The sequence below is a fragment of the Nocardia brasiliensis NBRC 14402 genome (genome assembly GCF_000308475.2).
Lineage (GTDB): Bacteria > Actinomycetota > Actinomycetes > Mycobacteriales > Mycobacteriaceae > Nocardia > Nocardia brasiliensis.
This window is the reverse complement of the sequence record NZ_BAFT02000095.1, coordinates 1-13,924: the sequence shown is the minus strand read 5'-3', so window position 1 is coordinate 13,924 and position 13,924 is coordinate 1. Positions and strand designations below refer to the sequence as shown.

Genomic DNA, 13,924 nt, shown 5'->3' with positions numbered 1-13,924 from the left:
CCTAACTATCGGCTGACGGCCGGCACGGGCACCGCATCGATCAGCTCGCGGGTGTACTCGTGCCGCGGCGCCGCGAAAATCTGTTCCGCGGCACCGGATTCGACGATCTTGCCGCGGTACATCACCGCGATGTCGTGCGCCAGATTGCGCACCACGGACAGGTCGTGCGAGACGAACAGGTAGGAGAGGCCGCGTTCGATCTGCAAGTCGCGCAACAGGTTCAGCACGCCGGCCTGAATGGAGACGTCCAGCGAGGACACCGGCTCGTCCAGCACCAGGATCTCCGGGTCCAGCGCCAGCGCGCGGGCGATGCTGATGCGCTGCTTCTGACCACCGGAGAAGTCGGCGGGGTAGCGCTCGGCATGCTCGCGCCGCAGCCCCACCTGTTCGAGCAGTTCCGGCACGCGCCGCTCGATCTCGGCGCGCGGGCGTCCGTCGATGCGCATCGGCTCGGCCAGCGCGTCGAAGATCGGCAGGCGCGGATCCAGCGACGCGGTCGGATCCTGGAAGACGATCTGCATCTTCCGGCGGATCTCGCGTCGCTGCGCCTTGTTCAGGGACGCGACATCGCTGCCCATGATCTCGATCGTGCCCGATTCCGGGCTGATCAGGTCGAGAATCTGGGTGAGCGTGGTCGATTTGCCGGAACCGGACTCACCGACCAGCGCGAGCGTGCGACCCTCCCGGATCTCGAAACTGATCCCGTCGACCGCGCGGATCTCGCCCTTGCGGCGGCGGAACACGATGCCGGAGGTGATCGGGAAGGTCTTCACCAGATCCGAGACCCGCAGCACTACCCGATCGCTCACCTCGGCCTCGGCCTCCGGCGCGGACACCTCCTGCCGGTAGGCCTCGAACAACGCGTCGCTGCCGACCTCCGCGGTGCGGATGCAGGCCGCGGCGTGGCCGGGGTTGGTCTTCTCCAGCGGCGGCTCCGCGACCCGGCACTCGTCGATCGCGATCGGGCAGCGCGGCGCGAACGAGCAGCCCAGCGGCAGATCGTGCATGGCAGGCGGCGAGCCGACGATCGGGATGAGCGGCGACCGTGCGGGGCCGTCCATCCGCGGGATGGAACCGAGCAGGCCGACCGTGTACGGCATCCGCGGCGCACTGAAAAGCGCGGTGGTGGAGGCAGTTTCGACGATCTTTCCGGCGTACATTACCGCGACCCGGTCGGCCAGGGTGGCCGCGATGCCCATGTCGTGGGTGATCATGATGACGCCCGCGCCGGTGATATCGCGCGCCTTGCGCAGCAGATTCAGGATCTGCTTCTGCACCGTGACGTCCAGCGCCGTGGTCGGTTCGTCGCAGATGATCAGCGCCGGATCGTTCGCGATCGCCATCGCGATGACCACGCGCTGGCGCATGCCGCCGGAGAACTCGTGCGGGAACGCCTTGGCGCGCACCTCGGGTTCGCCGATACCGACCAGGCCGAGCAATTCCACCGCTTTGGCCGCGGCCTCGGGCTTGCTCAGGTTGCCGTGGGCCAGCAGGGCTTCGGCGATCTGCTCGCCGACCCGGTACACCGGGGTCAGCGCCGACAGCGGATCCTGGAACACCATGCTGATGGAACTGCCACGCAGCCTGGACAATTCGCGGTCGCCCAGGCCGAGCAGCTCCCGGCCGCGCAGCCGGATCGAGCCGCCGATGCGGGCCTGCTCCGGCAGCAGCCCCATCACCGCGAGCGAGGACACCGACTTGCCGGAGCCGGATTCGCCCACGATGGCGAGCACTTCGCCGTCGGACACCGTGTAGTTGACTCCGCGCACCGCCTCGATGCGGCCCTCCTCGCTGGGGAAGGAGACGCGCAGATCGGTCACCTCCAGCAGCGGCGCGGTGAAGTTCCCGGTCATGGTTTTGCCTTCTTCTTCGAGCGCGCCCGCTTGGCACCGGGATCGAACGCGTCACGCAGTCCGTCGCCGACCAGGTTGGCGCACAACACGATGGTGATCAACAGGCCACCGGCGAACAGGAACAGCCACGGATAGGTCAGCGCCGATTTGGTGCCCGCGGCGATCAGCGAGCCGAGCGAGACATCCGGCGGCTGCACACCGAAACCGAGGAAGCTGAGCCCGGTTTCGGCCATGATCGCCGCGCCCACCGCCAGCGTGGTGTCGATGATCAGGATCGAGGCGATGTTCGGCAGGATGTGGCTGACGATGACCGTGCGCGTCGGCGCGCCCATATATCTTGCGGCTCTGACGAATTCGCGGTCGCGCAGACTCAACGTGAGACCGCGCACGATGCGCGCGCTGATCATCCAGCCGAACACGCTGAGCAACAGGATGAGCAGCAGGATCGACCCGCTGCCCTTCGTGCGCGGCGCGAACAGCGCGACGATGATGAAGCTGGGCACCACGAGCAGCAGATCGACCAGCCACATGATCGCGCGATCGGTCCAGCCGCCGAGCAGCCCGGCCGTCGCCCCCGCCGTCGCGGCGATGACGGTGGAGATCACGGCCACACACAGGCCGATCACCAGCGACTTCTGCATACCGCGCAGCGTCTGGGCGAGCACGTCCTGGCCGATCTGCGTGGTGCCGAACGGGTGCTTGGCGCTCGGCGGCTTGAGCAGCGCGGTGTAGTCCAGCTGCTGGTAGTCGTACTTCAGCAGCGGCGGCAGCGCGAAACTCGCGACGAACAGCAGGATCAGGATCACGCCGCCGACCACGGCCGGCTTGTTGCGCAGGAACCGGCGCCACACCAGTTTGCGCCGGCCCGCCGCAGCGGGCTCGGGTGCGCCTTGAACAATGATTTCCGCTTCTGTCATGAAACTCGCACCCTCGGATCCAGCAGGGCCAGCACGATATCGGAGAGCAGGCCCGAGACCAGCACCACCAATCCGGCGAACGCGGTCACCGTGACCACCGGGTACAGGTCCTGGGCGTTGATCGAATCGACGAGCCACTCGCCGACCCCGTGCCAGCCGAAGATCTTCTCGGTGAACGTCGCACCGGTGATCAGGCCGAGCAGGCTGTAGGCGAACAGCGTCGCCATCGGGATCAGCGCCGTGCGCAGACCGTGCTTGTACAGCGCCTTGCTGCGGGTGAGGCCCTTCGCGCGGGCGGTGCGGATGAAATCGCTCTGCAGCACGTCGAGCATGGCGTTGCGCTGATAGCGGCTGTAGCCCGCCATGGCGCCCAGTGCCAGGCCCGCCGTCGGCAGCACGAGATGTTGCAACCGGTCGAGCAACTGCGGCCAGAATCCATCGATCCGGTTCGCCGACGTTTCCCCGGTATAGAGGAAAATCTGCGCGCCGGTGAGCGAATTTATTTCCAGTGCACCGTATTTCAGCAATGTCGCGAGCAAGAACACCGGCGTGCTGAGGACCAGTAGCGAGATGATCGTGGTGAAGTAGTCGCTGAATTTGTATTGCCGGATCGCGCCGGCCGCACCGATCAGGACACCGAGCACCGTGCCGACCAGGGAACCGATGATCAGCAACCGCAGACTCACCGCCACCCGGCGCGGCAACTCCGCGCTCACCGGCTGACCGGCCAGGGTCTTCCCGAAATCGCCTTGCGGAATCCCTTTGAGCCAGGTGAGATAGCGCTGCGGGATCGGGTCGTTGAGATGTAACTCCTCGGCCTTGGCGTCGATCACCGCCTGCGGCGGGCGCGGATTGCGTTGTTCCAGACTGTCCAGCGGCCGGAACGTCAACGACGCCAGGCTGAAGGTCAGGAACGACGCCAGCAGCAACAGCACGACATAGTGAAGCGCGCGTCGTAGCAGGAAGCCGGTCATCAGTCCTCGTGTGTCTTTCGGCTGGACGGACCAGCGACGAGTATTAGCCCCTGATCATAAGGACGTCGACCCGAACGCGCGTGGCACGTGCCGTTCGGGCATGTCCTTTATTCTGTGCGGCACAGACATGTGCGGGGTTTTCCGCTGAGGGGGAGTCATGGTGTCACCGCAATATCCCAGCGGCTACAACCCGTATCCCGGCTATCCGGGCGTTGTGCCTGCGCCCGGTGGCGCGACCGCGATCACCGCGGGTGTGCTCGCGTGTGTCGGCGCGGTCGGGCAATTACTCGGCGGCGCGGTGAACCTGGTGTTCGGGCTCATCGATATCGGCCATGAACTCGGCGAATACGATGCCACCGGACTGCTGGGGCAGAGTTGGTACCGGACTTTCGCCCTCATCAGCGGGGTGTCGGCAATGGTGACCGCGGTGCTGCTCGGCGTCGGCGCGATCGCCCTGTTGCGCCGCAAACAGTTCGGCCGGATGCTCGTCGTGGTCGGCTGCGCCGCGGTGATCGTCCTCGGCATCGTCTCGTTCGCCCTCGTCCAATCCGCGGGCGGCTCGTGGGACAGTTCCCTCGGCGTGAGCACCGGCATCAGCGGACTCGTCGGCTTGCTCTTCCCCATCGGCACCGCCGCCCTCGCGTTGGTACCCGCCACCACCCGCTGGCTCGCCCACACCCCGGCCGCTTATCCCTACGCCGCACCCCAAGGCGCGCCCTGGCCCCCGCAGCCGTGGCAGCCTCCCTACCCCAACCCAGCCCAACCCCAACCCAATTGGCAGGCCACACCCGCGATACCGACCCCGGGCGAGCAACCCGCCTGGGGCGCGCCGGGAAACCAAGCCGCCCACTCTCCTTGGGCCGTCCCGGCGCCGAACAGCCCAACCCCGCCCCCGGACGGGGCTCCCACACCCTCCGACCAGCCGCCCGCCCACGGGCAACCGAGCTGGGGAGCACCGGAAGCCGCAACCCGAGCCGTCCCCACACCCGGTGTCGAAGCTCCGACGGGCCAAACCCCGCCCACAACGTGGGGCACTGCGCCGCACGACGGCCAATCCACAGCGGTCCCGCGAGCCCGATCCGATTCCCCGGCGCAGCACGACGATTCGGCTTGGCAGCAGCCGTCTTTCGCGAAACCCGCGCTGCCCTCCCCGGACTCGGACGGCACGGTCGGGCACCCACCCTCCGCCTAGCCCGCGGGGCAGGTCGTGTCGTGTTCGGGCATGATGCCGTCCACCAGGTAGCTGGTGACGACGTCGGACGCGCAGCGGTTGGCACCGAGCACATAGACCCCGTGTCCACTCCCGTCGACCGTGACCAACCGGGACCGTCGACCGAACTTCTCGTCGAGCAGCTCGCCGCCGCGTAGCGGGGTGACCGGGTCTCGCTGGTTCTGCACGATCAGCACATCGGCCGGGCCGCTGTCGTCGATCCGCACCGGCGGCTCGGACGGCCCGAGTTTCCAGTAGGCGCAGGGCATGACGTTCGCGGTGGCCGCACCGTAGAGCGGGTACCGTTCCCGGTCCTCGGCGACGGCACGGTGGTATGCCTGGACGTCCTCCGGCCACTCGATATCGTTGCAGGTAACAGCCAGAAAGACGGACCAGGCGTTATCGTTCGGCGAAGCCGCGCCGGTACCCGGTGGCCGCCCGCTCGCGGGTCCGGGTCGTCCGGTTTCGAGCAGCGATTTCCAGCTTTCGGCCGCCGACGCGTACAACGCCGGGCGATAGAGCGTGAAGAAGGTGCCGAACCGGAAAAGGTTGCCGTCCATCCCGTCCACCGGGTTCGCGTCGAGTCGCTCGGCGAGGGTGAAGTACGTCCGTCGCACCTCGTCCGGTGTGCGGCCCAGCCCGTAGGTGTCGTGGCGGGCGGCGGCCCATGCGGCGAAGTCGGGAAACGTCTCTTCCATGCCGCGGCCGTACAGGCGCATCCCGTCGTGGTCGAGATAGGTGTCGCCGATATTGCTGTCGAGCACGATGCGGTCGGCCCGCTGCGGGAACATCGAGGCGTAGGCGGCACCCAGCGCGGTTCCGTAGGAGTAGCCGAGGAAGCTGGCTTTGTCCGCACCGAGCGCCTCCCGGATCCGGTCCAGGTCACGGGCCATATTCGCGGTCGACACGTACCGCAACCGGCCCTCGTGGTCGTTGGCCGCGCACTGCTCGGCGACCCCCCGCGCGACCTTGGCCCGCTCGGTGACCGCCGCATCGTTCACCGCATACGGCGGGATATTGCCGAAGTACACCTGATCATCGGTGAACCCGCAGCTCACCGGTGCCGAATGGCCTACCCCGCGGGTATCGATACCGATCACGTCGTAGCTGTCCAGCACCTCGGCGGGCAGCCCGTGCGCAGCCAGGAACTCGGGCTGGTCCAACCCGGCGCCACCCGGACCACCGGGGTTGAGCAACAGCACTCCGCGACGCTTGTCCGGGTTCTTGCTCGCCAGCCGGGAGATCATGATCTCGATCTGCGCGTCCGCGGGCTCGCGGTAGTTCAAGGGCGCCGTGACGGTGGCGCACTGCAACTGGGCCGGCCCGGCCGCGGGATCTTCGACCCCGTCCGGGCACGCGCCCCACTGCACCTGTGCTGCTTGGTCTTCGGCCGGCTCCGCGACCACGATGAGCGCCGCGACCAACGCTCCGGTGAGACCGAGAACGGCCAGCAGGCTCCAGGTCCGTTGTCGATTCATCCGCTGCTACTCCTTGACGACATGGCGCCAAACACGAGGAAGCTGTCCGTTCGGCTCGTGTCCGGCTGGTACCTGAACGAGTCTGTCGAGCCGGTCTCGCCGACACATCGCTCCGGAGACGGCAATAAGATTCGACGAAAGTCGAGGCGGCGATTCGCCCCGGGTCGAGCCCACATCAGCCGCTGGGCTGCTGCTTCCGGCCGGTCGATGTCGCGATAATGACCGGGTGGACACCGACGGCGCCGCACGACTCGGGGTATGGCAGCAGGCCTGGCGGCTGATGGCGGCAGCGGTACTCGGCACCGCCTTCTGGCTCGCCGTCGCCACGACGCTGCCGGCGGGCTGCACAGCCGATACGTGTTCCTGGTTCGTCACCGGTGATCCGCTGATCGCGCTCGGCTGCCTGACGGTACTGCTGTGGCGGCGGCGGTTCCCGTTCGCCGTCGCCCTGGTGGTCGTGATCGCCTCGGCCGCGTCGGCGCTCGCCACCGGGGCCGCGCTGCTGGCACTGTGTTCGCTGTCCACCCGCCGTCGTCCGGTCGAGATCGGAGTGGTCGTCGCGGCGTTCGTGGCCGCGGCGCAGTTCGCCGAAGACCTCTATCCGATCGGCATGCCGGCCGCTCCGGTCTGGCTGCAACTCGTGCTGCCACTGGCGAGCGCGGGGATCGCGGTGGCAACCGGTGTGGCCATCGACGCGCGTCGCGTCGAAGTGCGATCGCTGCGGGACCGCGCCGACAGCGCGGAACGCGAACAGGCCGCCCGGGCGGCGCAAGCACAGGCCACCGAACGCAACCGGATCGCCCGCGAAATGCACGATGTGCTCGCGCACCGGATTTCGCTGGTCGCCATGCAAGCCGGCGTGCTGGATCACCGTGACGATCTCGCAGCCGAGGAGAAGCGCACACTGATCCGCGGGATCGCCGACGGTTCCCGCCAAGCACTGGAAGAACTCCGCGACGTCCTCGGCGTCCTGCGCGCCGACCCCGACCGCCCCGAACCACCGCAACCCACCCTGGACCGGATCTCGGAGCTGGTGGCCGACGCCCGATCGTCGGGCTTGGACGTCACGCTCACCAGCACGGTCAGCGCCACCCCACCCGAGACCGTCGGACGGACCGGTTATCGGGTAATTCAGGAAGGGCTGACCAACGCCGCGAAACATGCCCCGGCCGCGCAGGTGCACATCACCGTAGCCGGGGCGCCCGGCGGTGAACTGCACGTCAGCGTGCGCAATTCGGCGGCCGCGACCGCCGTCGCCCGGCCACCGGCCTCGGGCTTCGGTCTCCTCGGCCTCGCCGAACGAATCACCCTCGCCGGCGGAACACTCGACCACCGTCGCACCTGCGACAACGGGTACGTCCTCACCGCCCAACTTCCCTGGCCGGGGCACGACCACGAGAAACGAGCATGAGTGCGCAATGAACAGGAGACGGTGCGCGTCGTCATCGTCGACGACGACCAGCTGGTGCGGATGGCCCTACGACTCGTCATCGACGGCGAGCCGGACCTGACCGTCGTCGCGGAAGCCGCCGACGGGGACACCGCGATCGAGGTGGTGGCCGAACAGCGACCGGACGTCGTGCTGATGGATGTGCGGATGCCCGGCCGCGACGGTGTCGACACCGCCCGGTACCTGCGCGGCGTGCCGGGTGCGCCGGCGGTCCTCATGCTGACTACCTTCGACTCCGACGAGCTGGTACTCGGTGCCCTACGCGCCGGGGCGCTCGGCTTCGTACTCAAAGACACTCCGCCCGCCCGGATCGCCGACGCGGTGCGCACCGTCGCGGCGGGCAACCCCGTGCTGTCCCCCACGGTCACGGCGCGGGTGATCGCCGCGGCCACCGGACCGGGGTCCGCCGAGGCCCGCAGCGCCGCCCGCGACGTCGCGCGGAAACGACTGGCTGCCCTGTCCGAACGCGAACTCGACACCGCGCGCGCCATCGCGGACGGGCTGGGCAACCCGGAGATCGCCGCCCGGCTGAAGGTCACCGTCGCCACCGTCAAGGCACACACCGGCAACCTGTTCACCAAACTGGGTGTCGCTAATCGAGTACAGATCGCGCTGTTGGTCCGCGACGCAGAACAGTGACCAGGCAGCCGCTCAGCGGTGCCACCCCACAAGGCAACCCGTCCGGCCCGGCTGGACAGGTCGGGACCGGTTCGTGGAGTTCGGGTCGCTGAGGCCGGTGTCGAGGGTGCGCGGCCTACTGGTGAGTATCAACCGGTGGTACCGGGTCACCTGGGGGACGGTTGTCCGGCAGGATGGAATAGGTGACCCACTTGCACCTGCCCAAGCCGAAGATGGTGGCCACCGATGTGGACGGCACCCTCATCGATCACGACGAGCGGGTCACCGCGCGCACGAAGGCCGCGGTGGACGCGCTGATCGGCGACGGTGTGCCGTTCGTGCTCGCCACCGGACGCCCCCCGCGCTGGATCGACCCGGTGGTGGACGGGCTCGGCTACGCGCCGCTGTGCGTGTGCGGCAATGGGGCGGTGATCTACGACAGCGCGACCGACCGGGTGCTGACCAGCATGACGCTGGACGTGGACACGCTGTCCTGGATCGCGGACCTGGCCGAGGAGGCGCTGCCCGGCTGTGGTCTCGCGGCCGAACGGGTCGGGGCGAGCGCGCACGACGCGGTCACCCCGCAATTCGTCAGCTCGCCGCTGTACGAGCACGCCTGGCTGAACCCGGACGACACGTCGGTGGCCCGGGACGAGGTCATCGACGCGCCGGCGATCAAGATGCTGATCCGACTACCCGGGGCGCGCAGCTCGGACATGCGCACGGTGCTCGCCCCGCTGATCGGTGAACGCGCCGATATCACCTACTCCACCGAACACGGTCTGATCGAACTGTCCGCGCCGGGTGTCACGAAAGCTTCCGGTCTGGCGGTCGTCGCGCAGCGGCTCGGTGTCGAATCCGCCAACATCATCGCGTTCGGCGACATGCCCAACGATGTCCCGATGCTCACCATGGCCGGCCACGGTGTCGCCATGGCCAACGCTCACCCCGAAACCCTCGCCGCCGCAAACGAAGTCGCCCAATCCAACCGTGACGACGGCGTCGCCCGCGTCCTCGAACGCTGGTGGGTCTGACCCCGTTCCGCACCAGTCGCGCGCCATCGGCAACGCGCCCGCTGACCGAAAGCCCCGCTCGCATGATGCGAATCTCGCCTGTTGCCGTCCCGGAATGAACTGGGTGCCAATATTATCGGAGCCCGCCGCGGGTGACGAGGTCACGGGTGGCGGGCTCCGCAGTCGGGGTCGAGTGGTGTCAGCCTACTGGCGCAGGCTCCGGTGGGAGGAAGTCGGCCGGGGACGGGAATTGCAGTCCCTCGGGGGCCGGAGCAGGTGCAGGTGCAGGTGCAGGTGCAGGTGCAGCGGCGCGAGCTGGTGCCGGAGCACCTGCGGGAGCAGCCCCCTGGCCCGGCGCGGGGCGACTCGCCTCCTGCTGGTAGGTGTCGTTGAACGTCTTCCACACCGTGGTGACGATCCCGGTCGCCTGGTTCAGGATCAGGGAGCCGTGTTCGAAGTCCGAGCGCAGGCCGTTGGGGACGGTGTAGGCGTCGCTCTGCGGGATGCCGAGAACGCCTGCGTCGCCGCCGAGTTGGAGGAAGCGGTCGAGGATCTTGCCGAGCACCTCGATGACCTTGCCGTCCGGCGCGGCGTAGACGTAGCCGTTGGCGAACTTGGCGTACTGCCGTCCCTGCGCGGCGGTCATCGGTTCGGTTTGCGGCGCGCCGAGCGGTCCGGCCGCGCCACCCTTGGCGGCCCAGTGCTTGGCGATCGGGTTCTGGTCGACCATGGCGAGCAGCTTCTTGGTGAGCGCGGCCAGCGCGGCGAGGTCTGGCTTGTTGCGTGGCGCGGCCTGAGGTGCGGCCGGCGCCGCCTGGCTCTGCTCGGTGCCGGTGCCGGTGCCGTTGTCGGCGTAGCTGTCGGTGCTGTTCCCGCTGTCGGCGAGCCCGGCACCGCCCGCGACACCCGCGGCGATGCCCCGGATCCGATCCATCATGTCGTAGGCGGCGTCGCCGGGGCACGAGGTGTTGCCGACGTCGCGATGGGCGAACACGATGGGCAGTTGCACCGCCTGACCCATGGCGTAGGAGGTGAATTCGGTGCCTTCGGAGTACATCGTGGTGTAGCCGGTCGGGTCGAGGTGCGCGATCTTCGAGCGCCAGCCGATGAAGTTGCCGATGGCGTTGATCGCCGCCTCGCTCGGCGGCTCGGATTCGTGGTTGCCCATCAGCGCGACACCCGCGGTGTTCTCGTTGAACCCGCCCGCGTGCGCGCCCTGCACCGCGCGGGTGAGACCGCCCGCGCGGCCCTCGAAGATCTGGCCGTACTTGTCGACCAGCGCGTTGTAGCCGATATCGCACCAGCCCAAGGTCTGTGCGTGATAGGTGTAGATCGCGCGGACGATGCCCGCGGATTCCTCAGGAGAGTAGTCGTTACGGCCCGCGGTGTGGTGCACGGTGATTCCGCCGAGGCCGTCGCCGCCGGGACCGTCGTCGTAGGTGGGTTCCTCGCAGCGGATGTTTTCGTCCGCACCCCAGCCGGCGCGGCTGATCACGGCGGGACCGCCGCTGGGCAGCGCCTCGGCGACCTTGTGCAGCGCGCCGTCGATGGCGCCGCGGCCCGGATCGATGAGTACGGCGGTGAGGTCGAGCGCGGACATCTGCGCGGGATCGTCCGAGCGTGCGGGCGTGACGGGGGCGAGGGTGTCTTCCGGTGTCGTCGCCACGGCGGGCTTGCGGGTGACCAGCATCTGCACCGCGTTGGTGGTGCCGACGTAGAGCGGTTCGGTGCCGGTCTTGCCGCCGGCGGCGGTGCGATCGGTGCGGCGGGTGTCGACCTCTTCGGTGTCGAACCACGGACCCCAGCTGCCGTCGGCCTGCCGGGCCCGGATCAGCGCCTTGGTGTTCGCCAGATCCTTCGAGGTGAGGGCGACGACGCTGAACGGCGTGTCCCGCGATACCTCCTTCACCTGCGCGCCGACCTGATCGGTCAGCTCGGGCGGGACCGCGCCGGGAGCCAGCGCGGGCGTGTCGGGCGTGGTGCCCGGCGGCAGATGGCTGGGATCGGCGATGAACCGCGCGCCCGCCGCATCAGCTGACGCGGGAGCGGGAACTGGGCTCTGAACTGGGACGTTCGATCCGGGCAACGGCGTCTGTCCGGGAGCTTCGGCCTGCGCGGGAGATTGCGCGATCTGGCCCGGCGCTGAACTCTGTGCCGGAAGCGGTGTTTGCCCCGGAACTGTGGCCTGCGGCGCTGGCCCGGGGGCAGCGGCCTGCGCAGGAAGCGGTGTTTGGCCCGGCGCGGTGACTTGCGGCGTCTGTCCGGGAGCTGCGGCCTGCGCTGGAATTGGTGTTTGTCCCGATGCGGTGGCTTGCGGCACTGGCCCGGGTGCTGCGGCCTGTCCGGGAGGTGGTGTTTGCCCCGGGGTCGCGGCTTGCGCGGGAAGCGGAATCTGGCCGGGCGTGGCGGCCTGTCCTGGTACCTGTGTCTGACCAGGTGTGGTGGCCTGTCCGGGGCGGGGAGCGGCGGGCTGGCCCGGCGCGGTGGCCTGTCCGGGAGCGGCGGGGCCGTTCAGCTTGGGTAGGGGGATCTCCTTGGGTAGCTGCACGCCAGGTGGCAGCGGTAGGCCCTCGGGGATTCGGATGGACGCGGGCAGCGGCAGCATCCGCAGGTCGGACAGGCGCAGGTCGGGCAGGTCCAGTCCGGTCAGTTCACGCAACGGCAGCACGATGTCGGGCGCCGAATTCAGCACCACCTCGGCGAGTTGCGCCGGTACGGCGGCGAGTTCGGTGTCGGTGGTCTGCCGATATTCGGACGAGTCGCTCATCGTGAGCACCGCGAGCGGGGCCGCTACCGCAAGGGTGGTGACAACCGGGAGGACGTAGGAACGTTTCGGTTTGCGGTACGGCACGAGCTTCTCCATTCAGGTCGAACCAGTGATCGTGTCGAACAGGGTTGCTTCCTGATGTATCAACGATCACAATAGTCACAACTGTCACATATCTAAACCTCTTGTTGAGGATTATGTGATTGCTCGAATGTAGCTCTCGGATTGTGGCCGGATGGAACGACATGCCGACAGGTATCGAATCCGCCCGGCCCTGGAAAACCGTGGGAGTGAACGGATGCGACGCGAAACGGCACAGCGCACGGGGGGAGCACAAACGCGGGTGAAATTCGCGCGTGGCACGCGAGGTCGTTTCGTCCGGCGACGACCGGGCCTGTCACCTGCGATAACGCTGCGAAGAGTGCTCGTGACGGGCGTGGCGGGCTCGGCCGTCGCCACGCTGCTGCTGCTCTGGTCCGCGCCGGGGGAGTCGCCGTATCGCACCGTGGCCGGGCCCGGTCACGGCCGTGGCATGAGCCAGCTCGGCGCGCTGGCGAACGCCCAGGAGGGGTGGACGGCCGAACGCATCCTCGACTACTACTATCCGGGCGCGAAGCTCGGCACCATTGCGGCAACCACCGTCGGCATCCGGCTCACCGCTCAGGACGACTCCACCCTCGACGCCTTCTCGGGCGCGGGCCTGCGCGTCGCCGGGCAATTCGTCGAGCCGGGGCAGGCCGCGCACCTCACACTGCTGCCGGGTGGCGGTGCGAACGTCGTGGTGACCGTCGGCTGTGACGGCGAAGTGCTGTGGCAGGCCGCGACCGAGGATCCGTGGATCCATCCCGTCGATCCCGGCCCGAATCGTCCTGCCGCCGAACATCTCACGCTGTGCGGCGGCTCGGCGTACCGGGGTGCGCTCGGCTTGGCGGACGAGAACGGGGCGGCGCGCACGGTCAACCGGGTCGATGTGGAGGACTACCTGCTGGGGGTCGTCCCGGCCGAGGTGCAGGCCAACTGGGCGGACAAGGGTGCGAACGAGGCGCTGCGCGCGCAGGCGATCGCGGCGCGCTCGTATGTGCTTGCGGAGCACCGTTATCCGTACGCGCAGAGCTGTGACACCACCGACTGCCAGGTGTATCCCGGTACGGACAAAGAGGATCCACGCGCGGCCGCCGCGATCGCCACGACGGCGGGCACGGTCATGGTGCGGGACGGGCGAATTCTGCGGTCGGAGTACTCCTCCGCGCCCGGCGGTGGCGAACCCGCCGATATCTATACCTTCGAGGTCGGACCGGCCCTGACCGATCTCGCGCCGAATGTGGTTGTGCCGCCGATAGATCCACGCACGCAGACGGCCGTCGGGGAATCGGCGATCGATGTCGAGTACCGGCGGATCGGCGGCGCGGCGAGCGCGGTGGGCACACCGCTCGGCCCGGAGATGGTCCTGCCCGAGAACGCGGGCACCTACCGCATGTTCACCAACGGCGTCATCATCTCGACCGAGACGCTCGGCGCGCAGGTCGTCGACTTCACCACGCTGCTGCAACTGGTGCCGGACCCGGTCGCGCACGAGTCCGCGCCGACCGGCGGCACCCCGCCCACGGCGCCCGCGACCTGGCCGGGCGGCACCGCCGCGCCGAC

Annotated in this window: 10 protein-coding genes; 5 read left to right on the top strand and 5 right to left on the bottom strand. The window is 68.7% G+C overall.

The annotated features are described in order from the left end of the window. Positions 1-5: 5 nt before the first annotated feature. From TY25_RS32110 to TY25_RS32100, 3 genes are read right to left on the bottom strand one after another with little or no spacing between them, the layout of a single operon-like run. Positions 6-1,853 (bottom strand): ABC transporter ATP-binding protein, encoded by a 1,848-nt coding sequence (locus TY25_RS32110; protein ID WP_042262522.1) that lies wholly within the window; start codon positions 1,851-1,853, stop codon positions 6-8. Beyond that, positions 1,850-2,770, bottom strand: a complete 921-nt coding sequence (locus TY25_RS32105; protein ID WP_042262520.1) for an ABC transporter permease — start codon at positions 2,768-2,770, stop codon at positions 1,850-1,852. The genes TY25_RS32110 and TY25_RS32105 overlap by 4 nt, the downstream gene beginning before the upstream one ends. After that, entirely contained in the window at positions 2,767-3,744 is a 978-nt protein-coding gene (locus tag TY25_RS32100; RefSeq protein WP_014980951.1) for an ABC transporter permease, read from the bottom strand. Before TY25_RS32100 ends, TY25_RS32105 begins: the two co-directional genes overlap by 4 nt. A gap of 157 nt (positions 3,745-3,901) precedes the next feature. Between TY25_RS32100 and TY25_RS32095 the strand changes: the two genes are divergently transcribed. Further along, complete coding sequence (locus tag TY25_RS32095) at positions 3,902-4,936, top strand: hypothetical protein (RefSeq protein WP_042262518.1); 1,035 nt, start codon at positions 3,902-3,904, stop codon at positions 4,934-4,936. Here TY25_RS32095 and TY25_RS32090 read toward each other — a convergent pair. Then, complete coding sequence (locus tag TY25_RS32090; RefSeq protein ID WP_052383336.1) at positions 4,933-6,432, bottom strand: alpha/beta hydrolase; 1,500 nt, start codon at positions 6,430-6,432, stop codon at positions 4,933-4,935. The two genes, TY25_RS32095 and TY25_RS32090, sit on opposite strands and share 4 nt — an antisense overlap. 226 nt (positions 6,433-6,658) lie before the next feature. Between TY25_RS32090 and TY25_RS32085 the strand changes: the two genes are divergently transcribed. The 3 genes from TY25_RS32085 to TY25_RS32075 all read left to right on the top strand — a co-directional run bounded on the left by TY25_RS32085 (position 6,659) and on the right by TY25_RS32075 (position 9,534). Continuing rightward, positions 6,659-7,843: a sensor histidine kinase gene (locus TY25_RS32085; RefSeq protein WP_042262515.1), complete on the top strand. Its 1,185-nt coding sequence runs from the start codon at positions 6,659-6,661 to the stop codon at positions 7,841-7,843. Continuing rightward, on the top strand, positions 7,844-8,521 hold the full coding sequence (locus tag TY25_RS32080) for a response regulator (RefSeq protein ID WP_042262514.1): 678 nt from the start codon (positions 7,844-7,846) through the stop codon (positions 8,519-8,521). It abuts the gene before it with no gap. A gap of 212 nt (positions 8,522-8,733) precedes the next feature. Then, complete coding sequence (locus TY25_RS32075) at positions 8,734-9,534, top strand: Cof-type HAD-IIB family hydrolase (protein ID WP_041562323.1); 801 nt, start codon at positions 8,734-8,736, stop codon at positions 9,532-9,534. A 178-nt stretch (positions 9,535-9,712) separates the two neighbouring features. On the opposite strand, the gene TY25_RS32070 is transcribed toward TY25_RS32075, so the two are convergent. Continuing rightward, positions 9,713-12,376, bottom strand: coding sequence for an N-acetylmuramoyl-L-alanine amidase (locus tag TY25_RS32070; RefSeq protein WP_042262512.1), 2,664 nt, complete (start codon positions 12,374-12,376; stop codon positions 9,713-9,715). Positions 12,377-12,707: 331 nt separating this feature from the next. On the opposite strand from TY25_RS32070, the gene TY25_RS32065 reads away from it, so the two are divergent. Continuing rightward, on the top strand, positions 12,708-13,924 hold a 1,217-nt coding region (locus TY25_RS32065; RefSeq protein ID WP_052383341.1), incomplete at its 3' end, for a SpoIID/LytB domain-containing protein.

Bases quoted from the DNA above. Each gene is read 5' to 3' on its own strand.
- TY25_RS32110 (WP_042262522.1), bottom strand. From the start codon at position 1,853: ATGACCGGGAACTTCACCGCGCCGCTGCTGGAGGTGACCGATCTGCGC.
- TY25_RS32105 (WP_042262520.1), bottom strand. From the start codon at position 2,770: ATGACAGAAGCGGAAATCATTGTTCAAGGCGCACCCGAGCCCGCTGCG.
- TY25_RS32100 (WP_014980951.1), bottom strand. From the start codon at position 3,744: ATGACCGGCTTCCTGCTACGACGCGCGCTTCACTATGTCGTGCTGTTG.
- TY25_RS32095 (WP_042262518.1), top strand. From the start codon at position 3,902: ATGGTGTCACCGCAATATCCCAGCGGCTACAACCCGTATCCCGGCTAT.
- TY25_RS32090 (WP_052383336.1), bottom strand. From the start codon at position 6,432: ATGAATCGACAACGGACCTGGAGCCTGCTGGCCGTTCTCGGTCTCACC.
- TY25_RS32075 (WP_041562323.1), top strand. From the start codon at position 8,734: ATGGTGGCCACCGATGTGGACGGCACCCTCATCGATCACGACGAGCGG.
- TY25_RS32070 (WP_042262512.1), bottom strand. From the start codon at position 12,376: ATGGAGAAGCTCGTGCCGTACCGCAAACCGAAACGTTCCTACGTCCTC.